This is a genomic window from uncultured Bacteroides sp. (assembly GCF_910585845.1).
GTDB lineage: Bacteria > Bacteroidota > Bacteroidia > Bacteroidales > Bacteroidaceae > Bacteroides.
Genome location: NZ_CAJUHF010000011.1, coordinates 58,423 through 83,985, shown reverse-complemented (window position 1 = coordinate 83,985; position 25,563 = coordinate 58,423). Strand labels below are relative to the sequence as shown.

At 49.4% G+C, this 25,563-nt stretch carries 19 protein-coding genes; 13 read left to right on the top strand and 6 right to left on the bottom strand.

Annotated features, from left to right (window positions below; genetic code table 11):
- The first annotated feature begins 288 nt into the window (after positions 1–288).
- The 6 genes from QZ323_RS05205 to QZ323_RS05180 are packed head-to-tail and all read left to right on the top strand — an operon-like array spanning position 289 to position 9,027.
- Positions 289–1,578: a hypothetical protein gene (locus QZ323_RS05205; protein ID WP_294633380.1), complete on the top strand. Its 1,290-nt coding sequence runs from the start codon at positions 289–291 to the stop codon at positions 1,576–1,578.
- 17 nt (positions 1,579–1,595) lie between these two features.
- A complete protein-coding gene (locus QZ323_RS05200; protein WP_294633378.1) occupies positions 1,596–2,048 on the top strand; it encodes a hypothetical protein in 453 nt (150 codons plus the stop codon).
- Entirely contained in the window at positions 2,045–3,454 is a 1,410-nt protein-coding gene (locus QZ323_RS05195) for a hypothetical protein (RefSeq protein WP_294633376.1), read from the top strand. Before QZ323_RS05200 ends, QZ323_RS05195 begins: the two co-directional genes overlap by 4 nt.
- 5 nt (positions 3,455–3,459) lie before the next feature.
- Entirely contained in the window at positions 3,460–6,651 is a 3,192-nt protein-coding gene (locus tag QZ323_RS05190; protein WP_294633374.1) for a hypothetical protein, read from the top strand.
- Between the two features lies 1 nt (position 6,652).
- Positions 6,653–8,293, top strand: coding sequence for a hypothetical protein (locus QZ323_RS05185; protein WP_294633372.1), 1,641 nt, complete (start codon positions 6,653–6,655; stop codon positions 8,291–8,293).
- An 8-nt stretch (positions 8,294–8,301) separates the two neighbouring features.
- Complete coding sequence (locus QZ323_RS05180) at positions 8,302–9,027, top strand: hypothetical protein (protein WP_294633370.1); 726 nt, start codon at positions 8,302–8,304, stop codon at positions 9,025–9,027.
- A 21-nt stretch (positions 9,028–9,048) separates the two neighbouring features.
- Here QZ323_RS05180 and QZ323_RS05175 read toward each other — a convergent pair whose 3' ends face one another.
- Both QZ323_RS05175 and QZ323_RS05170 read right to left on the bottom strand, forming a co-directional pair.
- Complete coding sequence (locus tag QZ323_RS05175) at positions 9,049–9,891, bottom strand: hypothetical protein (RefSeq protein WP_294633369.1); 843 nt, start codon at positions 9,889–9,891, stop codon at positions 9,049–9,051.
- On the bottom strand, positions 9,881–10,984 hold the full coding sequence (locus tag QZ323_RS05170; RefSeq protein ID WP_294633368.1) for an AAA family ATPase: 1,104 nt from the start codon (positions 10,982–10,984) through the stop codon (positions 9,881–9,883). Before QZ323_RS05170 ends, QZ323_RS05175 begins: the two co-directional genes overlap by 11 nt.
- A gap of 352 nt (positions 10,985–11,336) precedes the next feature.
- Between QZ323_RS05170 and bioA the strand changes: the two genes are divergently transcribed.
- The 6 genes from bioA (at position 11,337) to QZ323_RS05140 (ending at position 18,526) form a co-directional block, all read left to right on the top strand.
- On the top strand, positions 11,337–13,592 hold the full coding sequence (gene bioA, locus QZ323_RS05165; protein WP_294633367.1) for an adenosylmethionine--8-amino-7-oxononanoate transaminase: 2,256 nt from the start codon (positions 11,337–11,339) through the stop codon (positions 13,590–13,592).
- A gap of 61 nt (positions 13,593–13,653) precedes the next feature.
- A complete protein-coding gene (locus QZ323_RS05160) occupies positions 13,654–14,808 on the top strand; it encodes an 8-amino-7-oxononanoate synthase (RefSeq protein WP_294633365.1) in 1,155 nt (384 codons plus the stop codon).
- 107 nt (positions 14,809–14,915) lie between these two features.
- The gene (locus tag QZ323_RS05155; protein WP_294633364.1) at positions 14,916–15,734 is read left to right on the top strand and encodes a pimeloyl-ACP methyl esterase BioG family protein; all 819 of its coding nucleotides are present in this window, start codon (positions 14,916–14,918) and stop codon (positions 15,732–15,734) included.
- Positions 15,719–16,474, top strand: a complete 756-nt coding sequence (gene bioC / locus QZ323_RS05150; RefSeq protein WP_294633362.1) for a malonyl-ACP O-methyltransferase BioC — start codon at positions 15,719–15,721, stop codon at positions 16,472–16,474. Before QZ323_RS05155 ends, bioC begins: the two co-directional genes overlap by 16 nt.
- Positions 16,475–16,603: 129 nt before the next feature.
- Positions 16,604–17,260, top strand: a complete 657-nt coding sequence (gene bioD / locus QZ323_RS05145; RefSeq protein WP_294633360.1) for a dethiobiotin synthase — start codon at positions 16,604–16,606, stop codon at positions 17,258–17,260.
- 93 nt (positions 17,261–17,353) lie between these two features.
- On the top strand, positions 17,354–18,526 hold the full coding sequence (locus tag QZ323_RS05140) for a glycosyltransferase (protein WP_294633358.1): 1,173 nt from the start codon (positions 17,354–17,356) through the stop codon (positions 18,524–18,526).
- Positions 18,527–18,575: 49 nt separating this feature from the next.
- Here QZ323_RS05140 and QZ323_RS05135 read toward each other — a convergent pair whose 3' ends face one another.
- Both QZ323_RS05135 and QZ323_RS05130 read right to left on the bottom strand, forming a co-directional pair.
- Positions 18,576–19,820: an ABC transporter permease gene (locus QZ323_RS05135; protein ID WP_294633356.1), complete on the bottom strand. Its 1,245-nt coding sequence runs from the start codon at positions 19,818–19,820 to the stop codon at positions 18,576–18,578.
- A gap of 61 nt (positions 19,821–19,881) precedes the next feature.
- The gene (locus QZ323_RS05130) at positions 19,882–21,084 is read right to left on the bottom strand and encodes a pyridoxal phosphate-dependent aminotransferase (protein WP_294633355.1); all 1,203 of its coding nucleotides are present in this window, start codon (positions 21,082–21,084) and stop codon (positions 19,882–19,884) included.
- A gap of 386 nt (positions 21,085–21,470) precedes the next feature.
- Here QZ323_RS05130 and QZ323_RS05125 point away from each other — a divergent pair, with 386 nt between their 5' ends.
- Positions 21,471–22,706, top strand: a complete 1,236-nt coding sequence (locus QZ323_RS05125; RefSeq protein WP_294633353.1) for a fucose isomerase — start codon at positions 21,471–21,473, stop codon at positions 22,704–22,706.
- A 76-nt stretch (positions 22,707–22,782) separates the two neighbouring features.
- On the opposite strand, the gene QZ323_RS05120 is transcribed toward QZ323_RS05125, so the two are convergent.
- Positions 22,783–24,057 carry an ABC transporter permease gene (locus tag QZ323_RS05120; protein WP_294633351.1) on the bottom strand — a complete coding sequence of 425 codons (1,275 nt, stop codon included), beginning with the start codon at positions 24,055–24,057 and terminating at the stop codon, positions 22,783–22,785.
- A 153-nt stretch (positions 24,058–24,210) separates the two neighbouring features.
- Positions 24,211–25,443 (bottom strand): ABC transporter permease, encoded by a 1,233-nt coding sequence (locus QZ323_RS05115; protein ID WP_294633349.1) that lies wholly within the window; start codon positions 25,441–25,443, stop codon positions 24,211–24,213.
- Positions 25,444–25,563: the final 120 nt, after the last annotated feature.

Here is a 25,563-nt window from a genome sequence, read left to right as displayed (position 1 = left end):
CGCTTGATTCTTGGCTAATCTGGAATGTGGCAGTTTCAAAACTTCGTCAGGAATGAAGTAACGGTAGATGCCTCGGGTATGGTTTATATACCCTTAGGCGGATATACCTCATAGGCATATCCCCTTTGGTGTATCATATCATACGGCGTAGGCTCTGCGTTACTCGTTCTACGAAGTGACGGCAGCCACAGCCACAGATTAGCAGGACGGGTAAAGGTACGGATCCTGCGCTTTTTTTTGTTTAACAAGTCCATAGAGGGTCATGGACAAATACATGGAGTCCCCTCTATGAATAGACAGATTATCCTCTACCTGTTTGTACTTCTCATCGGTATAACTTGTGCAACAGCATTGTTTTCGTGCTGCCGCAATGTAAACTCTATTGACGACCCTCATTTTGACGAATTTGGTGCCCCGCTTGATACTACTATAGTACTGTTCTCCCCCAAGCGCCCAAAGTCTGTCAAACTCTATATTGAAACCTCAGGAAGCATGAATGGCTTCTTCCGAGCCAACCGAGCCAATAACTTCAAGAAAACCGTGTGGTCGGTTTTCTCCGGCCTTGTTCCAATAGCCGATGGCAATGTTTATCCCATGTCTAATGATGGTGATATTGACACACAAGTGACTCTTGATAATTTCCGCAATAAAATGAATGCCGGATCATTTGTTTCTAATTCGTCCACACATGTCCCCACGATGCTTCATAATATCATTAAGAACATCAACACTACAAAAGACGAAGCTGCAGTTCTCGTATCAGACATGAAATACAGCCCTATGGGCAAAACTGCCGCCCCCGAACTTCTCCAGTACCAAGAACAGATTAGAAATGTCATCGGTACTCATCCGAATGTTTCGCTTGCCTTCGTATGCGCTAATTCTGAATTTCTAAAGCCTAACAGCTCAGTTGCCGAAGCTAATTCACCTTATTATTTCATTATCATTGGTAACTCCCAAAATGTCGCTGCCCTCCGCAATGATATCGCCCGGTGGTGCGAAGCAAGCGATTCCTATGTCGATTCCGGTGATATGGCAATGAATTACCAGACCCCTTCTTATTCAATTGAAAGTGTCAAGAACGGCATTCGTAGTGCTGAACATCCCCAAAATTTAATTACAACATTCGATACAGAAGTTTCTGATACCTGTTCGTTCATTGTCCGCATAGACATGACCGGCTATCCTTGGAGTGCCGTTGATGCAGATGCCCTTAAAGAGTGTTTCAAGGCAAAAGCCGTTTATGGTTCTTCTGTCGATGCCGAGCTTCTTACTGGAAATGAGCATCTCGTTGACAATCATGCTTATAAAGGAGATTTCGAGCGTGCGTCTTATGCAGACTATCTCGTGAAATTATATAATGTCGCACTTGATGATGAAGTAATCGAATGGACATTTACCAATAAACCTTTTGACGGGCGTTATTCGATAGCCTTTCATACCATCATCAACGCGAAGCAAGAGAAAGACCTTGCCGGTTCTTTCTCTTTCAACAAGTTTATCGAAGGATGCTTCAACGCCCGCCTCAATACTTTCGATGAGACTCCCGTCCGTATCCTTGTTTCCTCGTACCAATGAAATAAAATCAACTAAATATGGGTATTATAAAAATATTTTTCCTCCTAATGTCTAAGGGAAAGTTCCTTCAGAACTTTGCTCATAACGAGCAGTTGAAAGCTCAGGCGGAACAGGTTTGGCGGCAGCTTGACGGGTATTCACCTATTCTGCTTATAATAACTGCTGTTCTCGGCATCGGTCTCGCGATTTTTTATTATGGCACATATAATGAAATGCCGGGGCGTCATTACAAAATTAAACACTGGGGCATGTGGGCATTCATTGCATTCTTGCTATCTTTCATTGTTACTGTCACCATTGAATATGTGTGTATCAAAACTCACATCAAGGTAGGACTGGCCTCCCTCTATTGGCTTTGTGCCTTGAATAACGCCCTCTATTGCGCTATTCTTTATTTCTTAACCTCATTAGTGTGGTGCAATTTGTTCCGCACCAATGCTTATAAATTCCTCAAATTCAGAAGATCATGAAAAGGGTATTTGTATTTTGTATCGGCGGTACCGGACTCCGCGTGATGAAATCCATAACCATGCTTCTTGCAGCAGGTATGGACGCCAACGGCTATACGATTGTTCCTGTCTTCATCGACCCACACATAGACTTAGAGGAAAAGCGTAACCTCCAAACGCTTATCGGTGAATACGAAACTATTTACAACAATATCATCCTCAGTGACGGCCAACGCCTCAATCCGATACGCGGTTTCTTCGGCACGGATATTACTGATCTTGCCAAGTTAAACGGCCAGCAAAACGACATATCCGAACCTATCGCCGAGAAACGCTCTTTCGGGCAATACCTCAATGTTGGCAAAATCGATTCTAAGGACGTAAACGACTACCTCGTTCAGACCTTGTTCTCACGAGCCAATTTGGACAATGACCTTTCAGTAGGATTCAAAGGCAGTCCAAATGTCGGAACTGTCGTGCTCGGTGAAATGATCAAAGGTGCCGACTGGTTCAAAGCGTTTTGCAACGCTTGCCAGAAAGGCGACCGTATCTTCATCATAAGTTCCATTTTCGGCGGTACAGGTGCCTCCGGCTATCCACTCCTTGAAAAGAAAGTACGCCAATCTACCGGCCATCCTAATGTCAAGGATGCGATGATGGGAGCGGTTTCGGTTCTTCCCTACTTCTCACTTGAAGACCCCTCTACCACCGATAGCGACATCGACTCAGCCAACTTTCTCACCAAAACAAAGTCTGCCCTCGCTTACTATGAAAGCAGCGTCCTGTCAGACTATCTTTACTATATCGGTGAGCAAGGCATGAAGACCACTTACGCTAACGATGAGAAGAAACAAGAAGACAAAGCGCATTTCATTGAACTTGTCGCCGCAACCGCTCTCTTTGATTTCCTCTCCAAAACCGACAAACCCGACAAGCCACAGGCACTTTCCCGCGCTATCAAGGAAGATGCTGAATCTCTTACGGTTACTTCTTTGGGAGATGCATATAACGATGTGGTCAAAGCTGTCGCCGACATGATGTTACTCGCAAGATTGGTTCACTTCTTGCCCGAAGAGAGCCAATTCCCGCTTACTATAAATCGCGGTTTCAATAAAGACTTTTATGCCGACAAATCTTTCGTCAGCCTCCGCAACTTCCTTGTCCGATTCTCGCAATGGTATCAGGAACTCGCAGAGAATAAACGCGGATTCGCTCCGCTTGCCATCGCTGACCCGAATAAGCGTCGGGCAAAACTCTCCAATTGGATTCAAGATTTCTCACTTGACGCAAAAGATGAGTCCTATTACTTGTTGGATATGATACGCGCAAGTAACAAGGATAAGGATGATACCCATACCATCAAGTTCCGTCGTTTCCTTGACTACGCGTATCAAGCCATCGATAAATATACCTCTAAAATAATATAAATGTTATGAGTAGTGTTGACCTCAATATAATCGAACGTGGGCTCAAAGGCCAGCAGTGGACAGCTGAGAAAGGGCCTATCACTGCCGGAGACCTCGCTAAAATCTCAGAGCAGCGTACGAACAACAGTAGCGCGTTGAATGCTCTCCCTACCCCCTTTGCCCGTTTCTTCGTAGTCAAGGAGGCTTTTCGCCGTGTCCTCGAAGAAGTAAAGAATCCCAAGAAAAGCGCCGGAGACGCCTATAACCGCCTTGTTTCAGATACTCTCGACATTTTTGAACTTCTCTACAATCAGACATTCCACGAAGGACGTTGGGGAACCTCCCGTAAAATCGTCATTCGCGAATGGGAGCTTGCCACCGACTTGAAAAATCTAAAAGAAAAAGTTCCTATCCTCGGCAGTGTAGTCGAGGATTACTTCTCCTCTGACCTCAAAGCATCCGGCGACCGCCTGTTCTTTGTGGTGCTTGTCGATGATAAGGGCAATGATTTTCTTCTCGCTGCTTCATCACCGTTTACAGGCTTCGTAACTCCGCCTGACCTCGATAAGAAAGTAGATCACCGTGGTAACGGAACCGCATCCTTTATGGGCAAACGCTATCAGCAGATGCCTTCGCTCATCCGTAAGTCCGGCAGCACATACTTCCGCGATATTCGCTTGTTTGATGCCCGCGACAAGGATTTCAAGAACTATATGTTCCATCTCGTTAACAAGCCCACTCTGGGCGACGAGATGAAAGAACTGCGCGACTACATCAAGCAAATCCGGATTACAGACCCGGATATCACCCCCAATTGGCAACCTCAATTCAAGCCCATTATGTCCGATAACTCGAACGAGCTTGTCATCAATGGCCTGCCTATCGGCAAGGACTCTGGTCTCAGCACTGTGAACTTCTTCAATGATACGCTTATCCGTCTGCCGTTCCGCCTGTCAAAGGAGTACTATCAGCCTATGACTTATGCCGGTGAAGATAACGATAACAGAGATTACGACTTCATGTTACCCATCAACCATGAAGCTCTTTCCCTTATTGAGGACGATTTCCAGTGCGTCTGCAAAGTAACCAATACCAAAGTTATCGTAACCCTCAAATATAAGGGGCAGGAGTACACCAAAGAGTATTCTGTTGATCCAGACAACTTCGGTTCCCGTGGTCGCATCGTGAACTTGCAACGTGAGAAGATCAACTTCAACCTTGCAGTATTCCCGAACATCCTCTCGCCAAACATAAGTGAAAACAACTACTTTAAAGTAATGGCGGTTGTCAACGATTCGACAACCGATTACCGCCCCGTATCTATCAACAATCTGGAAATGTCGTTCTTTTGCCGAAACAGCGATAACCGTTTCGAGGAAATCGAGACAATAGACAAGGATAACACTCATGCCAAATTCGGTGTTCGCCCTGCAGTTGTACGTTCCGAACAGAACGATGAGAGAGAGATTGATGCAGGCTCGAAGTTCTACGAGATATTCAACTCCAAGTTCGATGCCATCAGTCTACGCTTTACCCTCGACAGCGGAACCTGCGAGGGCGTACTGTTTCCGAATTGGAAACGCGCCCAGAGTACACAAGATGCCTACACTTATGCCGTTGACTTGGGTACAACAAATACTTATATCTCATGCAGCAAGTCCGGTTGCGACAACGAACCCGAACAATTAAACATGGAAGAGCCGATGGTGGCATTGCTCCACGACTTCAAGCGTTCGTCCCAACATTCGCTCGTGTCGGTTATCGAGAATGCTATTGCTCCCAAATGTCGCAAGAACTTCAATAGCGAGTTCGTCCCAACTCTTATTGACGGTTCTGTTTATCGTTTCCCAATCCGCACTGCTCTTTGTGTGCAGAAAGGCGATAAAAGCAAGCCCTCGCTATTCGACAACTGTAACATCGCTTTCTTCTATGAGAAGTCCATGGGGCTTGGCAACCAGTCCATCCTCACCGATATCAAGTGGGAAGACAGTCACGAAAAAGAACTTCGCCTGTTCATACGCGAATTGCTCCTTATCATCAAGACAGACATTCTCCAAAAGAACGGTCAGCTTGCCAAAACCAAGTTGATATGGTTCCGCCCTCTCAGCTTCAAGGGTGCAATCAAAGAACTCTATACATCAATTTGGCAAGAAGAAGCGAAGGCTCTCTTCAACATCGGAGCTTCACAAATCGACAGTGTTTCCGAATCGGAAGCTCCATATTACTATTTCAACAAAAAGGATTCTTTCAACAGCGTCGATGCTGTCTCCATCGTCGATATAGGCGGCGGTTCAAGCGACTTCATCTATTTTGCCAATGGTAAACCTAAAATCGCAAACTCAGTCCATTTCGGTTGTGATGTGCTTTGGAGTAATGGCTTCAACGACTTCGATAATAGCCGAGAGAACGGCATCTACCAACGTTTTGCTGAAACTATTCATCTCGGTGAGCATACCGATGAGCTTGAACAACTCAATATCAAGATGTGCAAAGGCAATGAGGCTTCCACAAAGGACATCATTAACTTCTGGCTTAGCAACGATAGCCGTTGCGAAATCACTAAGAAGCTGAAAGAAACATACAAGCCTCTATTCCTTTATCATTTCGCCTCAATCGTGTACTTCATGGCGAAGATGTATAAAGCCAAAGAACTCGATTGTCCTCGATCCGTTCTTTTCTGTGGTAACGGTAGCCGTTATATCGACGGTCTGCTTTCTTCCGACAAAACAACCATCAAGGAACTTGTCGCCACGATATTCAAGAATGTTTATGACAACATCAAGGATATTCAGGTCATTCTTCCCGACAGCCGTAAAGAATGTACTTGCTATGGTGGACTTTATCGTAACACCGATGCCGATATTCCCGAAGAGTTTAACTTCCAAGGCGTTTCCGATAAGGTTTATAAAGATGTCAAGCAGCTTAAAGACGACTTTCATTCAGTTAGTCGTGACCTTCTCAGTACCTTCGAATCGTTCAATGAACTATACACCGCCCTCCTGCGCATTCTCATAAACAAGGGTGAACTTGACAAGCAGGTTGACACAAACAAGATTGTCAACCTCATTTCGTCCGGTACACAAGACTCTTTGGAGAAGAACTTTAAGAAACAAGTCATTGACAAGTTCAATGACAGCGAAATTTACCACGATTCGGTATTCTTCTTGCCGATAATTGATAACGTACTAAAACTTACTAAGGAGGATAAGAAAGTTTAATATGTTTCAGTCAAGTATATCTATCGCATCGCTGATTATCTCTATCGCGACTTTTGTCATTGCGTTTAGCGTTCAGTTCTATTACTTCATCAGCAACCGGAAGAAGCTGAAAGTAGTACGTAATTTCTTTGCCAAGAAAAGAGATTACGAAATATATGGCAAGGCAGAAGACTCCCAACTCAACCCTGATGTGGCCAAGGAAGGCTCCAATCTCCATGCCCTCATTAAAGAACTGAACGAATACACCAAAAAGAATCATGGCACTACGGATTTCTCGATCATTCAAAATAAGACTGATCGGAAAATCAATGTACTGTACGACAATGCAACTTCAAGAATAGCATTCCCTACATACGTGGGTCTTATGGGTACTTTTATCGGTGTATTCCTCGGCCTGCTGTTTTTCACAATAGGTTTGGGGTCTTCGCCCAATGGAGAGGGTATCACCGATGAAACCATCGGTAATCTTATCTCTGGTGTCCTTGTTTCAATGTCTACAAGTTTCATTGGTTTACTCCTTACTACTATTACTCATCATCTTGCAGCCAAGACTCAAAAGATTGTGTGTGAAGACAAGAATGATTTCTATGAGTTTATTCAGAATGAGCTTATGCCAACCCTTGGCGTCAGCATGGTAGCCGCACTGAATAAATTGCATCATACGATCAATCTTTTTGAACCTTCTTTCAATAGCGTAATCAACAAGTTCCAATCCACCTTTGATTCATGTACCCAACGTTTCGGCAGTGCTTTTGAACAGAATGTCACTGTCGTTTCCGAAGCCGTACGTGTCATGGGCAAAAATATGGATAAAATCAACAAAAATGTTGACCTCCAAGCTCAACTTCTAAAGACCCTACACTCTCACGAGGTTGTTAAATCTCTTGATGCCTTTGTCCAAGCTTCGCAAAACTTCAATCTCGTTACAACGAGCCTCAATCATCTTGAGGGTACTATTAACACCATCAAGAATACATGCACTGAACTGATAAATACTCAACGCCATTACAACGAGTCACTTGAAATACCTCTCAATGTCGCCAATAAACTGAATCAGATACTCGACCGTATTACCGACTTTGAGAAAAGCATTAACGCTCTCGGACGCAGTATCGAGAAGACAGACCTTCTTGGCAACACCGAAATTGAAGCTCTCAAACGAACGGTTAACGCTATCAAGAAAAAGCAGGAAATCGCAGTTGAAGCAATGGAAGTTTCCGATGGACATCTTGAAAATATCTTTCATATGCAGTCTGAATCTATCGCTAAACTCGGTCGCACATATGAGGAAAGTTTTACTTCTTATGCAGAAATATTTCAAAATAATCTCGATGGTCTCAAAAAGGAAATACTCGAACGCCGCCGCGAAATCGTCAATGCTATCGAGGAGAAGTTTTCTCTCGATCAGATTCAACAAGAGTTCTCTCAGCTTGGCAAGCTGAAAAAGATAGAGGAATTGCTTACTTCAATTCATTCTAACAGCACTCGTGAAGAAGTTAACAAAACACTTGATACTACTCGCCAGGAAGTTGAATCCATCCATAAACTTCTTGATAAAGCTATTGAAGATGCTAAAAAGAATCCTGATACGGGTTCTTCCGGTGGTGGTGGTTTCTTGGGCCTGCTTGGCAGGCGTAAATAATATTACTTATGGACAGTCACAATAATAAAAGTGCGTTTTGGCCAAGCTACGTGGATATTATGACCACTTTGTTCGCTATTATGCTTGTGCTTTTTGCCGTATCATATAGCCGCTTCAAGATTAAGCAACGCGAACTGGAGGAATTTAAAGATAAATATGAGGAAATCATGGCAATCTACAAAGCTGTGGATAACATTGATCCCGAATATTTCGAATTCAACAAAGAGTATCTCAAACATATCTTCAAGATCCAAGTAAACTACCAAAAGGGCAAATTCTCGCTTGACAATCTTCTGCAAGATGATCCTAACTCAGATGAATATAATCTGACTAAAGCCAACGCCATTCGTCAACAGATTATAGATGCAGGCGAAGAGATTAAGAAAACAATACTTAACTTACAGCAGAATGATTCTTTGCGTACAGACATTAAGTATCTCGTTGTTATCGAGGGACAAGCTTCTTCCGACAGTTATCACGTTGATGATTACTTCAACAATGATGTCCTCAGCTACCAACGAGCTCTTAAATTGCATGAGTTCTGGAGGGATAAGGCAGAAATTGACTTCACCAATATGGATAAATGTGAGCTTGTCATTGCGGGTAGCGGTGAACATGGAGTTCCCCGCGCACCTCGTATAAACGATAAAGATGATTCCAAAAACCAAAGATTCCTTATACATATAGTTCCTGTAATTGGTGATATTCATCTCAATCCTAAGCTTTCAAAATAGTTCTGACATCAGAAATCGTATTTAATGCAAATCAGTAACTGGTGTTGAAATAGCATGAATGTTGGTGTAACAAGGATTTAACTTCGCAATGGTTCTTACGCATCCAAAATAATCTAACACATAAAGAGGGAATGCACTTAATACCGCCACTTCGGGACATTTATGACAAATGTGCTTCTCGAATTGCTTTGAAAAAATAGCTTCCTGTGATATCAAAGTAGCAGGCAAAGTAAAAGTATCATTGACAAGATCGTTAGCTTTGCATAAATGGGCCGTAATCAGTTCCCGCCAGACATCTTCCGTGTATGAGTTTACATTTGACAATTGTGGCTTGCTGTCTGTAGCAGCGACACTCTTGTAATGAGGTTCTTTCAAACACTCGTCTTTGTCATGGCACTCGTCTTTGTATGGACAATTCCTGCGCTTACATTTTACTCTTAGCGACTTGAAACTTTCCAAATCCTTAAAATGACGTATGGCCTCTACCATTGGATAACTGATGTAAAGCATTCCCTCTCCAGTCTCATCATTGAAAAAGGAAAGCATTTCTCTTACCTTATCATCATCCGCCAATGTGGAGTGAGCATCATAGTCAAAAAACAAATATATATAGGCAAAGCTGTCTCGATTATAATCTTTTAGAATTTTGGCATTCTCGGCAGTACGTTCCTTTAATACAGAAACTATGTCAATTGAAAATTCTTTTTCTCCTTTGATGATACGATATAATTGGTATATCTCCGCATCGAATACGCATTTTATGGCATGTCTATCCCCCAAGAAATTACGTTCTAATTTCTCGACAAGCCTATCCTCTGTCTTGACTCCCTCAAAGATAAAAAGCGTTTTTTCTTTATTCATCATAAAAAGCTCCTGCCCGATAGATTTTTTCAATGTTATGACCAAAACGCAATTCTTTGTCTGTACAATCAGCCAAACATTTGATTTTGTTATTGTTCAGAATAAAGTTGCAATCTGGGCGCAAAAGATCGTTCGTCATCAGATATGTATTATGTGACGATGTGAAAATCTGACAATCCAACGCGAACAACCGCTTACATACCTCAAAAGCCAAGCGGAAATGATAGAAAGCATCAAACTCATCTATAAAGACAAACGAAGCTTCGTTCATGCGCTTCATCCAAAAATACAACAACTGTAACGACTGGGTTCCTGTTGATGCTACTAAGCTGAATGGAACTTTATTTTCATCTATTTGGCAAAGAATCTGTCTATCTGTAGTATCGTGTGCAGCAAACCAGAAAGTCTGGTCACTGACTTTCTGCAGAAAGTCAGAGAAATCGTCAAGTAGGTTATTGGCGATGATAAACTCATCCAACATTGTCGTATTTGTTTCAAGTCCGATAAATTCACGGACATCAAGATTCCTGAACCAAAGCATGGAATTAACAAAACGATTGAGCCTGATCAAATAATGCGCTGAATTGAGCGGATAAGATGTAAGCAGGAAATTGATTATAGACACATTATTAGCATTGCTCTCAAGGTTCCTTTTTATACTTTCATCCATAGGAAACTGCTGCTTGTCAATACGAAATGAGTTATCCTTCCGTTCAAAGATATTCATTCTATTTACAAAAAGACTTTCCTCCATCAATACCCCGACAGCATTCTTGGCATAAATGTAATCTATTGTGTCATTGCCAAATCTGAATGTGTATTCAAATTTTACGACTCCGTTATTGTTACCTGCATAAATGAAATTCACATAATAATCTATTTTTTTCCATTTCGGAGATAAATGGTTCTCGATGTCAAATAGAGCCAAACTAAAATTCGTCTTACCCGATCCATTTGGACCATATATGATGCCATTCTTTATAACACCATCTTTAAGCACGGATTTATTAAACTCATAATTGGCAGGCTTGGATAAATCCCACTCAATACGATTGGCAAATCCTCTATAATTCGTAACTGCAAATTTGGTTAGCATATCTATTTCAACTTGATCCGATTGCAAAGATACGTGTTATTTTGATTGTACCGTAACTTTTTTACGGCAATTTGATTAAATCGGTACTATTACACCCATCTGTTTATACCCGTTGCTTACAACCGCAGTCGAATCAACCATCGTTACAAACAACGAGATTCTCCCGTAATTACACAATAATTCGGCTCACTTTTCTTCCCCCAGACCTCGCAAAATTGCGATTTATCTCTAAATTTGCAGTCCGAAACAAAGGGAATGGAAAATGGAAAGGTGAAAATGGAAAATGATTTCCAGTCTCCCCATTTTCCCCTTTCCATTTTCCATTTTCCACTTCTTTATAAAATAAAGACCAATGACTGTAGAAGAACTGAAAGACAAAGTGCTGCAAGATGTCCCGTTGACACGCGAAGAGGCCGAATGGCTGGCCGTGGAACCGGACAAGGAAACACTCTACGAAGCAGCACACCAGATAACCGTCGCACGCGCGTCACAAGAGTTCGACATGTGCTCCATCATCAACGCCAAGTCCGGACGCTGCCCGGAAAACTGCAAGTGGTGCGCACAGTCGGCACACTACCACACGAAAGCCGACGTGTACGACCTGCTGGACGAAGACGAATGCCTGCGCCATGCCTGCCACAATGAGGCACAAGGCGTGGCCCGCTTCTCGCTCGTGACAAGCGGGCGGAAGCCTTCGGGAAAGAACATGGAGAGACTGTGCGAAACAGTACGCTACATCCGCCGGAAAAGCTCCATACAGCTCTGCGCCTCGCTCGGACTGCTGAGCGAAGAGGACTTGAGGGCACTGCACAACGCCGGCGTGACACGCTACCACTGCAACCTGGAGACCGCCCCAAGCTACTTCCCCACCCTGTGCACCACGCATACGCAGGAAGAGAAGCTGCGCACACTGGCTGCCGCCCGTCGCGTAGGCATGGACATCTGCTGCGGCGGCATCATCGGCATGGGCGAAACCATGTCGCAACGCATTGAGTTTGCCTTCACCCTGAAAGAACTGGAGGTCGGCTCCATACCGCTCAACCTGCTGCAACCCATACCCGGAACCCCCTTGGAGGCACAGACGCCCCTGACAGAAGAGGAAGTGCTGACTACCATCGCCCTGTTCCGGTTCATCAACCCCACGGCATACCTGCGCTTCGCCGGCGGACGCTCGCAACTGTCGAAGGATGCCGTGAAGAAAGCGCTGCACGTCGGCATCAACTCCGCCATCGTGGGCGACCTGCTGACCACACTCGGCTCGAAAGTGTCGGAAGACAAGGTCCTGATAGAGGATGCGGGCTACCGGTTCAGCGACTCGCAGTTCGACCGGGAGCACCTGTGGCACCCATACACCTCCACGACCAACCCGCTGCCCGTATATAAAGTGAAACGGGCGGACGGCGCCACCATCACCCTCGAAAGCGGACAGACGCTGGTGGAGGGCATGTCGTCGTGGTGGTGCATGGTGCACGGCTACAACCATCCGGTGCTGAATGCCGCCCTACAGGAGCAGATGGGGAAGATGTCGCACGTCATGTTCGGCGGACTGACACACGACCCTGCCATCGAACTGGGCAAACGGTTGCTGCCGCTGGTGCCTCCTTCGATGCAGAAGATATTCTATGCCGACTCCGGTTCGGTGGCGGTGGAGGTGGCCATGAAGATGGCTGTGCAGTACTGGTATGCCCAAAGCCTGTCGGCACCGGAGCAGGAACATCTGGCACGGAAGAGCAACTTCGTCACCATCCGCAGCGGATACCACGGGGACACGTGGAACGCCATGTCGGTATGCGACCCAGTGACGGGCATGCACTCGCTGTTCGGTCCGGCACTGCCGGTGCGCCATTTCGTCTCCCGTCCGCGTTCGCGCTTCGGCGGGGAGTGGCACGAGGAGGATGTGCAGGAGCTGCGCGACATCGTAGAGAAGCATCACGACGAACTGGCAGCACTTATTCTCGAACCGATCGTTCAGGGTGCCGGAGGCATGTGGTTCTATCATCCGCAGTTCTTGCGCGAAGCGGCGCGGATATGTCGGGAATACGGCTTGCTGCTGATCTTCGACGAGATAGCCACGGGATTCGGACGCACGGGCAAGATGTTTGCCTGGGAGCATGCGGGCGTGGAACCGGACATCATGTGCATAGGTAAGGCGCTGACCGGCGGGTATATGACTTTCTCCGCCGTACTGGCTACGAACGGAGTGGCAGACACCATCTCCAACCATGCTCCGGGGGCATTCATGCACGGACCTACATTCATGGGCAATCCGCTGGCGTGTGCCGTAGCGTGTGCGTCGATACGCCTGCTCACCTCGCCGGAATATGACTGGCAGGGAAAAGTGGCACGCATCGAGGAGCAGCTACGACGCGAACTGGAACCAGCAAGGGAGTTGCCGCAAGTGGCGGACGTAAGAGTGCTGGGCGCCATCGGAGTGATTGAAATGAAGGAGCCTGTAGACATGGCATGGATGCAACGCCGCTTCGTGGAAGAGGGCATTTGGGTGCGTCCGTTCGGAAGATTGGTCTACGTCATGCCGCCTTTCATCATCGAACCGGAACAGCTGAGCAAACTGACAGGGGGACTGATGAAGATAGTAAAGGAAATCTAACTCGCGAAAATCAAAGGGAATCTAACTCACGAAAGTCAACTTCCCCAAAAGTTACAACGAAATGAATGCAATAGAACAGATGCAACAAGAGTTGCAGATATTGGAAGAGCACAGCAACCTGCGCTCCCTCCCTGCCCTGACGCACGAAGGACGATACGTCGAGGCACACGGACGGCGCATGCTGAATCTCTCTTCGAACGATTACTTGGGTCTGGCAGCCGACCGCCAACTGCGTGAGGAGTTCCTGCAAGGATTGACGGCAGACAGCTTCCTGCCCACCTCCTCTTCTTCGCGCCTGCTGACCGGAAACTTCAGCATCTACGACGAACTGGAGCAGACACTCGCCGGCCTCTTCGGCACAGAAGCCGCATTGGTGTTCAACAGCGGTTATCATGCCAACACCGGCATACTGCCCGCCGTGAGTGATGCACACACCCTGATACTGGCAGACAAGCTGGTGCACGCCAGCCTGATAGACGGTATCCGGTTGTCGGCCGCACGCTGCATCCGCTACCGCCACAACGACTTGAAACAGCTGGAACGCCTGCTGACGGAAAACCACAGCGCCTATCGGCAAGTCATCATCGTGACGGAAAGCCTGTTCAGCATGGACGGTGATGCGGCAGACCTGAAAGAACTGGTGCGACTGAAGCAGGCGTACGACAATGTCCTGCTCTACGTGGACGAGGCGCATGCTTTCGGAGTGCGGGGCGAACGGGGACTGGGCTACGCGGAAGAGTGCGGCTGCATCGGAGAGATCGACTTTCTGGTAGGAACCTTCGGCAAGGCGGCTGCATCGGCAGGTGCCTACATCGTGTGCCGGAGAGCCATAAGGGAGTATCTGGTGAACCGGATGAGGACATTTATATTCACCACCGCCCTGCCTCCGGTCAACATTGCCTGGACGCTGTTTATCGTGCGGAAACTGACCGGTTTCCAAGCCCGAAGAATGCATCTGGAACGTATCAGCAGTATGCTTCGCAACGCTTTGACCGAGAAAGGATATGCCTGTCCCAGCACAAGCCACATCGTGCCCATGATTGCCGGAGCAAGCGCGGACGCCATCCTGAAAGCGGAAGCCCTGCAACGCCACGGATTCTATGCCCTGCCCGTACGGCCGCCTACGGTACCGGAAGGCACATCGCGCATACGCTTCTCGCTGACGGCGGACATCACGGAAGAGGAAGTGGAAGAATTGATAAAACATATAGGATAAAGGAAGGGATACATCACATAAGAATATGATATAGCATACAACAGTTATGATACAGCATACTACAGTTATGATATACCATATAACAATATGATACAGCATACAACAATATGATACAGAAATACATCATACACGAAGGAAATCCTCGGCTACTGCTCTTCTTTGCCGGATGGGGAGCGGACGAAACACCGTTCAAAGCGTATCGTCCCGCCGGAAGCGACTTCATGATTTGCTACGACTACAGAGACCTGTCATTTGATGCAGACATGCTGAAAGCCTACGAACAAGTGAATGTCGTAGGTTGGTCGATGGGGGTCTGGGCCGTATCGCAGACATTGGGAAGGCTGATTGCTGACGGAAAAAACAGCGTTACCGATGTTGATGCGAAAAACAACGTTACCGATGCTGATGCAAAAGCCATCGGACATCTCCGCCTATCCTTAGGGAAGAGCATCGCCATAAACGGCACTCCCTTCCCCATCGACGAAGAACGGGGAATACCGCCTGCCATCTACCGGGGCACATTGGAGGGGCTGACGGACGCATCCCTGCACAAATTCCTCCGCCGCATGTGTGCGGACAGCAAGGCATTCAGAGAGTTCCTCGCCGTCACTCCACGCAGACCGCTGGAAGAGTTGCGCGAAGAGTTAGCTTCCATAGAAACGGCATATACCACCGGAAAGGCTTACCCCTTCGGCTGGGACGTCTCCATCGTAGCCGCTGAAGACCGTATCATCCCCCCCGGCAACCAGCAGACGGCATGGACACGCGACGAAATAAGCATGCCTTTCCTATCGGATAAACATCTCCTTATCCATACGGACAAGGCACACTACGACCGGGAACTGTTTGAAACCTGGCTGGAAAAAGAGTGGACTTCCTACAAAAAAGGAGAAGATTGCAAAGAGAAAACATGGATAAACAACTGATAGCCGGAAGGTTTGCACGTGCACGCAACACGTATCCGCAGGAAGCCAAAGTGCAGCAGCAAGTCATCGAGAAGATGATGCGCCTGTTGCCTGACCTCCCTTTCCGCCGCATCGCAGAGTTCGGATGCGGCACCGGAAGCTATTCGAGGATATTGATGCAACGGCTGCAACCGGATGCCCTGCTGCTGAACGACTTATGTCCGGAGATGAAAGAGTGTCTCGGTGACCTGCTGTGTCAGAACGGCGTACAGTTCGTCTCCGGCGATGCCGAAACCTTGGAGTTCCCGAAGGATACGGAACTGATCACCTCCTGCTCCACCCTGCAATGGTTCAGCAATCCCAGAAGGTTCTTTGCCCGTTGCCACAGCTTCTTATCGGAAGGCGGATATCTCGCCTTCAGCACCTTCGGAACGGGAAACATGCGGGAGATACATGCCCTGACGGGAAACGGGCTTCACTACCTGCCAACCGCGGAGCTATGCCATCTGCTCAGCCCGTACTTCGAGACGCTGCACGTGGAGGAGGAGACCGTGACCCTCCACTTCGCCACCCCTCTCCAAGTGTTGCAACACCTGAAACAGACCGGAGTGAACGGTACGGAAAAGAAAGTATGGACACGAGGACGCCTGCAAACCTTCTGCAACGAATATGCCGGACGGTTCAGCTGCGAAAACGGATGTGTCAGCCTGACTTACCATCCGGTCTATGTGGTCGCACGGAAAAAAGAGAAGAAGCCATAAGGAAAACAAAACTGAAAGTATAAAAGTAGAACTGAAAGCAGGACTGAATACAGGACTGAAAGCATAAAAGTATACTGAAAGTAGAACTGAAAAACAGGACTGAAAATATAAACGAACAACAAAACAACAATGGGAAACAACATCTATTTCGTCAGCGGCATTGATACGGATGCCGGAAAATCATATTGCACCGCTTTCCTTGCCCGCCAACTGGCTGACAGCGGCAAGCGCGTCATCACCCAGAAATTCATCCAGACCGGAAACACAGGACACTCCGAAGACATCGACCTGCACCGCAAAATCATGGGTACGGGCATGACGGAAGAAGACCGCGAAGGACTGACCATGCCCGAGATCTTCTCCTATCCCTGCTCGCCCCACCTCGCCTCACGGATAGACAACCGACCGATAGACTTCGACAAGATAGAACGTGCCACCCGCGAACTTGCCCGACGCTACGACATCGTCCTCGTGGAGGGTGCAGGCGGACTGATGGTGCCGCTCACCGAGGACTATCTGACCATCGACTACGTGGCAGAGAAACAATATCCGCTCGTCTTCGTCACCTCCGGAAAGTTAGGAAGCATAAACCACACACTGCTCAGCTTCGAAGCGATACGCCACCGGGGAATACAGCTGGACACCGTGATGTACAACCTCTACCCCACCGTGGAAGACAAGACCATACAGGAGGACACGATGCAATACATCCGCCGCTACCTGGAGAAACACTTCCCCGACACACGGTTTGTCGTGGTACCGGAAATACCGCTCAATTCTTTATAGTCCCTGTTTTTTTGCGTACATTTGCCGTCGAAAGTTTCGCAAGTAACGTATGAACGGACTGTACTTGCGAAACTTAAATCATTAACGAACACAATGGAAACATTAACATTCAATCCTGAAGAGGAAATGCTGCTCGTCGTCACCGGTGTACTTCTCGTCGTCCAGCTCCTCTATTACATGTGCCTGTACAACCGCATACATACGCGTAGCCGTGCCCTAAAGCGGCAAGAGGTGCACTTCGCACAAGAGCTGCCCCCCCTCTCCGTCATCATCTATGCCCGCGAGGAGGTGGAGAACCTGCGCCGCAACCTGACTGCCGTGCTGGAACAAGACTATCCGAATTTCGAGGTCATCATCATCAACGACGGCAACGCGGACGAGAGCGAAGACTACCTGACACAACTGGAAGAGAAGTACCCGAACCTCTATCACAGCTTCGTGCCCTCCTCCTCCAGATACATCAGCCACAAGAAACTCGCCATCACCCTCGGCGTAAGGGCAAGCAAACATGACTGGCTCGTATTTACCGAAGCAAACTGCCTGCCCGACAGCAACCAATGGCTGCGGACTCTGGCACACAACTTCACCCCGCATACGCAAATCGTACTCGGCTACAGCGGATACGAACGCGGCAGGGGATGGCTGCACAAGCGGGTCTCCTTCGACAACCTGTTCCACGCCATGCGCTACCTGGGCTATGCGCTCGCCGGGAGGCCTTACATCGGCATCGGACGCAACATGGCTTATCGCAAAGAGCTGTTCTATGCCCAAAAGGGATTCTCCGCACACCTCGACCTGCAACGTGGCGACGACGACCTCTTCATCAACAAAGCTGCCACACCCGAAAACACACGTGTGGAGACGGATGCGGACGCCATTGTGCGTGTACAGCCTGTGTATCGTGCCAAAGACTGGCGGGAGGAGAAAGTGAACTATGCAATGACGGCACACTTCTACAAGGGACCGCAGCGTTACCTGTCGGGGATGGAGACGGGTACGCGCCTGTTGTTTTATGCTGCCTGGATAGGGGCTGTGGCAGTAGGAATCATGCATCTGCATTGGCTGACGGTGTGCCTTGGCTTCCTCGCTTTCGTCCTGCGGTATGCCGTTCAGGCCTTCGTCATCAACCGGACAGCCGCCGACCTGAAAGAGAAGAGACGCTACTACTTCACCCTTCCGGTATTCGACTTCCTGCAACCGTTACAGTCCCTACGCTGGAAAACGTACTGTCTGTTGAGGAAGAAAAGTGATTTCCTTAGGAGATGACTCAGATTTCTTAAAGAAATGATTCAAATTCCTGAGGAAATGATTCCCCTTACTCCCACTTCATCGAGTTCGCCGGCCGTATCTTCGTGATCAGGTAAGACGGTCCCAGCAGCATCAGGACGGAAGCCAGCAGGGTACCGGCGTTCAGCAGGAGGAACAGCAAGAGATTGAAGGAGACCGGAACAGTATCCATATAATAGGTCTCCGGATCGAGTTTGAAGACGCCGAACGCCTTCTGCACAAAGTAGAAGGCAAGACCGATGGCATTGCCCCACAGCATCCCCTTGCCTATCAGGAAAACGGCGAACCAAAGAAACACCCGCCGAATGGTCGTATTGTCGGCGCCGAGCGACTTCAGCACACCGATCATGGAAGTACGTTCGATGATGATGATCAGCAGGCCGGAGACCATCGTAAAGCCTGCCACGCCAATCATCAGCACCAGTATCACCCAGATATTCACGTCCAGTATGTCCAGCCAGGCGAATATCTGCGGATTAAGCTCTTCGACACTACGCACGCAGTAATCCTCGCCATATCGGTCCACCGTCCCATCCATGTCGGCGGCTATCCGGAAGGTGGTCTCTTCCAGACGGCTGTAGTCCTCTACCTGCAACTCCGCACCGCTCGCCTGACCCCGCTCCCAGCCGTTCAGGCGGTTCACAAGATAGAGGTCAGTCAGAAGGAAAAGCTGGTCATACTCCGAGAAATTGGTCTGATAGATGCCCGCAATCTGCAGGCGGCGGACACGGACTTCGTCCTGAATATAATAGGTGTCTATCTTGTCGCCCAGCTTCAGCCGGAGCTTCGTGGCAAGCGACTTGGAGATGAGCACACGGTTGGAAGAGGCGGTGTCGCTGAACTGGGGCAGCTCGCCCTCCAGCAGGTGACGGTGGAAAAAGGCAGGGTCGAACTCCGGTCCCACTCCTTTCAGCACCATGCCCTGAAAGTCTTCTGCCGTCTTTATCATTCCCGGCTTTGTGGAGAAACGCTGCACATGCTTCACCTCCGGATAGGCGGACAGGCGGGAGAGCAGACTGTCGTCCACCACCACCGGACGCGTCTCGTAGGAACGTGCCGCATCGGCATTCGTAAGCTGGATGTCCGAACCGAATCCGGTCACCTTGCCACGCACCTCACGCTTGAAACCCACTACGACCGACACCGTGACGATCATCACTGCCAGCCCGATAGCAATGCCTATGCGGGCTATGAGCACTGCCGGACGGGATACTTGCTTCTCCGGCTCGCCGGCGCTATAGACGCGGCGGGCTATGAAACGGGAAAGATTCATAAAGAAAAACCGTTAATAATGTTTTGATTTCGGCACACCTCCGCCTGTCTCTTCTTTTTACTTAAAAAGTCTCCCGTCCCGGATACGCCTCCAACGCCTTCTGTAGCACGAAGAGCGCACGAATCAGGTCTTCTTTCTTCAGCACGTAGGCGATGCGGACCTCGTTGCGTCCGGCGCCGGGCGTGGTATAGAAACCGGAAGCAGGCGCCATGAAGACGGTCTGTTTCTCGTATTCGAACTCGGAGAGGCACCAGGCACAGAACTTGTCGGAATCGTCCACCGGAAGTTTTGCCACCGTATAGAATGCTCCCATCGGGATGGGCGAATAGACGCCCGGTATGCGGTTCAGCCCGTCGATCAGGCACTTACGGCGTTCCACGTACTCATCGTAGGTGTCGCGCAAGTAATCCTCGCCGGCATCCAGCGATGCCTCGGCAGCAATCTGACCGATCAGCGGGGGACTGAGGCGTGCCTGGCAGAACTTCATCACCGCGTCCCTGATCTCCTTGTTCTTCGTGATCAGGGCACCGATACGGATGCCGCACTCGGAGTAGCGCTTGGACACGGAGTCGATCAGCACCACATTGTTCTCTATCCCCTCCAAATGGCAGGCGGAGATGTAGGGAGAACCGGTATAGATGAATTCACGGTACACTTCGTCGGAGAAGAGGAACAGGTCATACTTCTTCACCAGGTCGCGTATCTGGTTCATCTCGCGGCGCGTGTAGAGGTAGCCCGTGGGGTTGTTGGGGTTGCAGATGAGAATGGCACGGGTGCGCTCATTGATCAGTTCCTCGAACTTTTCGACCTTCGGCAGCGAGAATCCCTCCTCTATCGTGGTGGCAATCGTGCGGATCTTGGCACCTACGGAGATGGCAAACGCCATGTAGTTGGCATACGCCGGTTCGGGAACGATGATTTCGTCGCCCGGATTCAGGCACGCCAGGAAGGAGAACAGCACAGCTTCCGAGCCGCCCGAAGTAATGATGATATCATCCGCGGTCAGTTTGATGTTGAACTTATCGTAATAGCCCACCAGCTTCTCGCGGTAGCTGCGGTAGCCTGCACTGGGGCTATACTCCAGGATCTTACGGTCGACGTTACGTATCGCATCGATCGCTACCTGCGGTGTGGGCAGGTCGGGCTGTCCGATGTTGAGATGGAATACATGCACTCCCCTCTGCTTGGCTGCATCAGCCAGAGGAGCCAACTTTCTGATGGGAGAAGCGGGCATTTCCGTCCCGCGGATAGATATTTTCGGCATATCAGGATATTTACTGAATATTTACTGAATTTGAATACTAACACAAAAACGGCAACGGAGTTCACCGTTGCTCAATCGAAGTTGCAAAAATAGCACTTTTATTGATACGATATGAAAAGCATTGGCAAAAAAGTTTAAAAACATCATCTTAATATCCGATAAGTTTGTTGCATTCCCCAAAGAAAGCATATCTTTGATATGGTTGTAAGAAGGGACATATTTCGGACAAGGGAAGGAGGTATTCTGAAGAAAGAAAGAGTATATCCCGAAGAAAAAAGAGTATATTCCGGAGGAAACAGTTCTGTCCGGATACCAACAATTTATTATAAACTTACAACAGTAAACGATACCATAATAGTAAACGATACATAACAGAGAACGATACCATGATATTAAACCTGATAACTTTCGCCTCACAGCTTCATAAACAGGCAGCCGTCCTCAGTTCGCACGAGATGGTGCTGAATGAGCTGGAGAAATATTTTACCGTGAACCTGGTGGATTATCACGACATAGACAAGCTTACGGACAACGATTTCCAACTGCTCTTCATCGCCACCGGAGGAGTGGAGCGGCTGGTCATCCAGCATTTCGAATCGCTTCCCCGCCCTGCCATCCTGCTGGCGGACGGTATGCAGAACTCGCTCGCCGCCGCCCTCGAAATCTCCGCCTGGCTGCGCAGCCGGGGCATGAAGAGCGAAATCCTGCACGGCGAACTGTCCGAAATCATCAAGCGCATCTTCGTGCTGCACAGCAACTTCAAGGCGCAACAAGCCCTCTCCGGTTCGCGCATCGGCGTGGTGGGCACTCCCGCCCCGTGGCTGATAGCCAGCAATGTGGATTACCTGCTTGCCAAGCGTCGTTGGGGAATAGAATATACGGACATCCCACTGGAGCGCGTGTACGAATATTTCGCCCGAATCACGGACGACGAGGTAGGCGAAGCGTGCGCAACGTTTGCCGGCAAAGCGCTTGCCTGTCGTGAAGCCGCGCCCGAAGACCTGATAAAGGCGATGCGCCTGTATCGTGCACTGAAGCAGCTCGCCGTAGAAGAAAATCTGAGTGCCCTCACCCTGAACTGCTTCAAGCTGATAGAGCAGCTCGGAACCACCGGTTGCCTCGCCTTGGCCCTGCTGAACGACGAAGGCATCATAGCCGGATGCGAAGGCGACCTGCAGTCGGTCTTCACCCAGCTGGTCATGAAGGTGCTGACCGGCAAGTCGTCTTTCATGGCAAACCCCTCGATGATAAACGCACGGACCAACGAAATCGTATTGGCGCACTGCACCGTAGGCGTAGCGCAAACCGAAAAGTACATCATCCGCAGCCACTTCGAGACGGAAACCGGAATCGGCATCCAAGGCATCATGCCCACCGGACACGTCACCCTGGTGAAATGCGGCGGAGAGTGCCTCGACGAGTATTACCTCAGCACAGGCACACTGACCGAGAACACGAATTACCTCAATATGTGCCGCACGCAGGTACGCGTCAAGCTCGATACTCCTGCCGAATATTTCCTGAGGAATCCGCTTGGAAACCACCATATAATGGTACAGGGGAATTACGCCATGCAGCTGCACGAGTTCATGCAGGCAAACGGGTGCAGACGGATGGAATAGAACAAGATAGAAACGAAACGAAGCTGAATAAAAACGAAACAGAACTGAAACGGAACTGATTCTTTCCGCCTACTTATCATTCGTCATGCAACGCCTCGGCAGGCTGTACCCGCATCGCCTGCATGGCGGGGAAGCAGATGCCCGTCAGCACCATCACACCCATGAGCAGGAAAGTGGACAGCGAGACGATGACGAAGCGGAGGGTCGTAGCATCAGTCTGTTCGGTCATGGTGGCACCCGCCATCACGATATTGCCGCAGACGAACAGTGCCGGAAGGGCAGCCAAGGACAACAACAGGATGCCTTCGCCCAGCAGCAGTCCGAAAATCTTCTTGCGACTGCTCCCCATCGCCATGCGCAGGGCAATCTCGCACCGGCGGTGGCGCGTACGGAACCAGAAGGTACCCATCAGCCCGATGAACACGTTGAAGATGAAGAAAAGCACAATGAGCCATGCACCGCGGATGTAAGGCGTAATGCCCTCGGCAGCATCCCGCTCTATCTTCTGCTCCCGATAGCTCTGTATGTCGAACAGGTAGAAGGGAGCCACCTGCAACTGCGGCGTCATCTCGCGATAGAAACGGGCGGCAAAATCGTCCGTATCCGCCTCCGGACGCACACGGATGGAGATGGAGGGCGCGTACTGCCACTGATAGAACCAGCCGGGGAACGGCGTCAGGATGAAAGGCTCGTAGCGGGCATAGTCGTCGCTCTTCTGCAAGGCGCACACGGCTGCCACCCGATAGCGCAAACCTCCGGAATAGTAATCCATGAACTCACGCCCCACTACCCCGTCGCCCGTATGGAACAGGCTGTCCGCCAGGTCACGGGTGACGATGGCAGGCTGCGGACTGGCTGCCGGGTTCCATTCGGCAGATGCACGTTCTTGTGTGGCGAACAACTCCCTGCCCTGCTCCAGCGGGATGCGCATCACGTCGAAATACTCCGTTGAGACGTAGCGGATGTTGGCGGTGGTCACCCGCACACTGTCCACCGTGTAGCCCTGATACATGTGCCTACGGGTATAGGCGTCCGTGCCCAACCACATCGCCGCGTTCTCCACGGCAGGATGCTGCCTGATGCGGCGCACCACCTCTTCCATCGGCTTGAACCAGAAGCGTTGCAGGCTGTCCTCGGACGTGCACTCTACGAACTGCGTAGGATTGCTGGAGATTCTGATCTTATATACGTGCTCCAAGTCGTAGCCCTTCGGCAAACGTTCGGCATGGATAAAGCCGTAGAGCACATCCAAGCAATACCACATCAGTATAAAAACTATCCATAACTCGGCAAACAGCCATCCGTTACTGCGGCGCTGGTTCCAAATCTGTTGTAAAATTGAATGTAACATGTTTAAAAAATGGAAAGTGGAAAGTGGAAAATGGAAAATTAAGAATGAAGGATGAAAAATGGAGGATGGAGAATGGAGAATGAAGGATGGGAAAAGGAAAGGGAAATTTTCCACTTTCCACTTTCCATTTTCCATTTTCCATTCTCAAAAGAACTACTCTCCCCCTAAAACTTCCGCTATCGGCTTATGCGTGACATTCCATGCGGGGATGAACACGGAAAGCAGGTTGAACAACAGGCATACCGCCAGCACGACCACAAACACCACGGGACGCAGGAAGAGCAGGATACTCACCTCGAAATTGGCACCGGGCGCACCGTAGCCCAACATCCACTCCTTGCCCCACCACAAGAGCAGGCACGAAAGGACGAAGCCAAGCAACGCGCCTGCCAACGCCAACACCAGATTCTCGCACAGCAACTGCATCATCAAGGTAGACCGACGGGCACCATACGCCTTCCTCACCGCCAGTTCCGCCACCCGACGCGACATCTGCGAGGAGATAAGCCCGCTGACATTGATGGCAGGCACAATCAGCAGAATCAGCCCCAGAATGATGCAAGTGACGGCAGGCGAGAGCGTGTCGCTGCGGAAGAACTGCCGCTCCGTGTAGGTGCTGAGGTCGGGAAGCTCCAGCTTGTATTCGGTCAGCGTCTCATTGAAGCGGGCGAGCGAATGCTCTATCTGTTCTTTCAGTTCCACGGTGCTGACTCCGGGCTTGGCGAGCGCCACCACGTCAAACCCGCCACGCAAGCCCTCGGCATCGGTACGGATGGGCTGCGTGGAATAAGGCATCCACAACTCCCCGTAGGCAAACGTGAACAGCGAACTGACGTCCTGGGTGACCCCGATAATGCGCTTGGGACGGAAGTTCACGAAATAGTTCTTGCCCACCGCCTCTTCGGCCGAACCGAATGCCTCGCGTGCCAGCCGCTCGCCTATCACGACCACGTCGCGACACGCGTCCATCTCCTCCTGACTGAACAGGCGCCCTGCCACAAGGGGGATGTCGTACACGCGCCAGTAGTTCAAGTCTACCCGACGAACCGTGCGGCGCATGCCCTGCGCAGGCGAAGGACCGCAATAGAGGACATAGCCAGGTCCCTGATAGGCGACCGTCTCCGCCCCCGGAAGCCCGTCGAAAACGGCATGAGCCGCGCGATAGGACATGCCGGTGTTGCTGTCGCTATGGTCTGCCCGACGGTAGTAGTAGCCGTAGGAGGAATAGACCGTGCGGTCGCGGTGTATCTCCGGACGGATATTTGCCGTCTGTATGTCGTACACCATATAGACCACCATCACGAAAGCGATGCTCACCGCCGTACCGATGATGGAAACCACGCTGAAGAACGGATTTTGACGAATCAATGTCAGTATTTGTTTCATTTGTTCCTTGGGTTCTTGAGGTTCTTTAAGCTCTTTAGATTCCTTGAATTCGTTAGGTCCTTTGGATTCATTAAATTCTTTGGGTTCTTTAAGTTCTTTGAATTCGTTAGATTCTTTGGG

Bases quoted from the DNA above. Each gene is read 5' to 3' on its own strand.
- QZ323_RS05120 (WP_294633351.1), bottom strand. From the start codon at position 24,057: ATGTTACATTCAATTTTACAACAGATTTGGAACCAGCGCCGCAGTAAC.
- QZ323_RS05160 (WP_294633365.1), top strand. From the start codon at position 13,654: ATGAATGCAATAGAACAGATGCAACAAGAGTTGCAGATATTGGAAGAG.
- bioA (WP_294633367.1), top strand. From the start codon at position 11,337: ATGACTGTAGAAGAACTGAAAGACAAAGTGCTGCAAGATGTCCCGTTG.
- QZ323_RS05130 (WP_294633355.1), bottom strand. From the start codon at position 21,084: ATGCCGAAAATATCTATCCGCGGGACGGAAATGCCCGCTTCTCCCATC.
- QZ323_RS05125 (WP_294633353.1), top strand. From the start codon at position 21,471: ATGATATTAAACCTGATAACTTTCGCCTCACAGCTTCATAAACAGGCA.
- QZ323_RS05180 (WP_294633370.1), top strand. From the start codon at position 8,302: ATGGACAGTCACAATAATAAAAGTGCGTTTTGGCCAAGCTACGTGGAT.
- QZ323_RS05200 (WP_294633378.1), top strand. From the start codon at position 1,596: ATGGGTATTATAAAAATATTTTTCCTCCTAATGTCTAAGGGAAAGTTC.
- bioC (WP_294633362.1), top strand. From the start codon at position 15,719: ATGGATAAACAACTGATAGCCGGAAGGTTTGCACGTGCACGCAACACG.
- bioD (WP_294633360.1), top strand. From the start codon at position 16,604: ATGGGAAACAACATCTATTTCGTCAGCGGCATTGATACGGATGCCGGA.
- QZ323_RS05140 (WP_294633358.1), top strand. From the start codon at position 17,354: ATGGAAACATTAACATTCAATCCTGAAGAGGAAATGCTGCTCGTCGTC.
- QZ323_RS05190 (WP_294633374.1), top strand. From the start codon at position 3,460: ATGAGTAGTGTTGACCTCAATATAATCGAACGTGGGCTCAAAGGCCAG.
- QZ323_RS05170 (WP_294633368.1), bottom strand. From the start codon at position 10,984: ATGCTAACCAAATTTGCAGTTACGAATTATAGAGGATTTGCCAATCGT.
- QZ323_RS05205 (WP_294633380.1), top strand. From the start codon at position 289: ATGAATAGACAGATTATCCTCTACCTGTTTGTACTTCTCATCGGTATA.
- QZ323_RS05185 (WP_294633372.1), top strand. From the start codon at position 6,653: ATGTTTCAGTCAAGTATATCTATCGCATCGCTGATTATCTCTATCGCG.
- QZ323_RS05195 (WP_294633376.1), top strand. From the start codon at position 2,045: ATGAAAAGGGTATTTGTATTTTGTATCGGCGGTACCGGACTCCGCGTG.
- QZ323_RS05115 (WP_294633349.1), bottom strand. From the start codon at position 25,443: ATGAAACAAATACTGACATTGATTCGTCAAAATCCGTTCTTCAGCGTG.
- QZ323_RS05135 (WP_294633356.1), bottom strand. From the start codon at position 19,820: ATGAATCTTTCCCGTTTCATAGCCCGCCGCGTCTATAGCGCCGGCGAG.
- QZ323_RS05155 (WP_294633364.1), top strand. From the start codon at position 14,916: ATGATACAGAAATACATCATACACGAAGGAAATCCTCGGCTACTGCTC.
- QZ323_RS05175 (WP_294633369.1), bottom strand. From the start codon at position 9,891: ATGATGAATAAAGAAAAAACGCTTTTTATCTTTGAGGGAGTCAAGACA.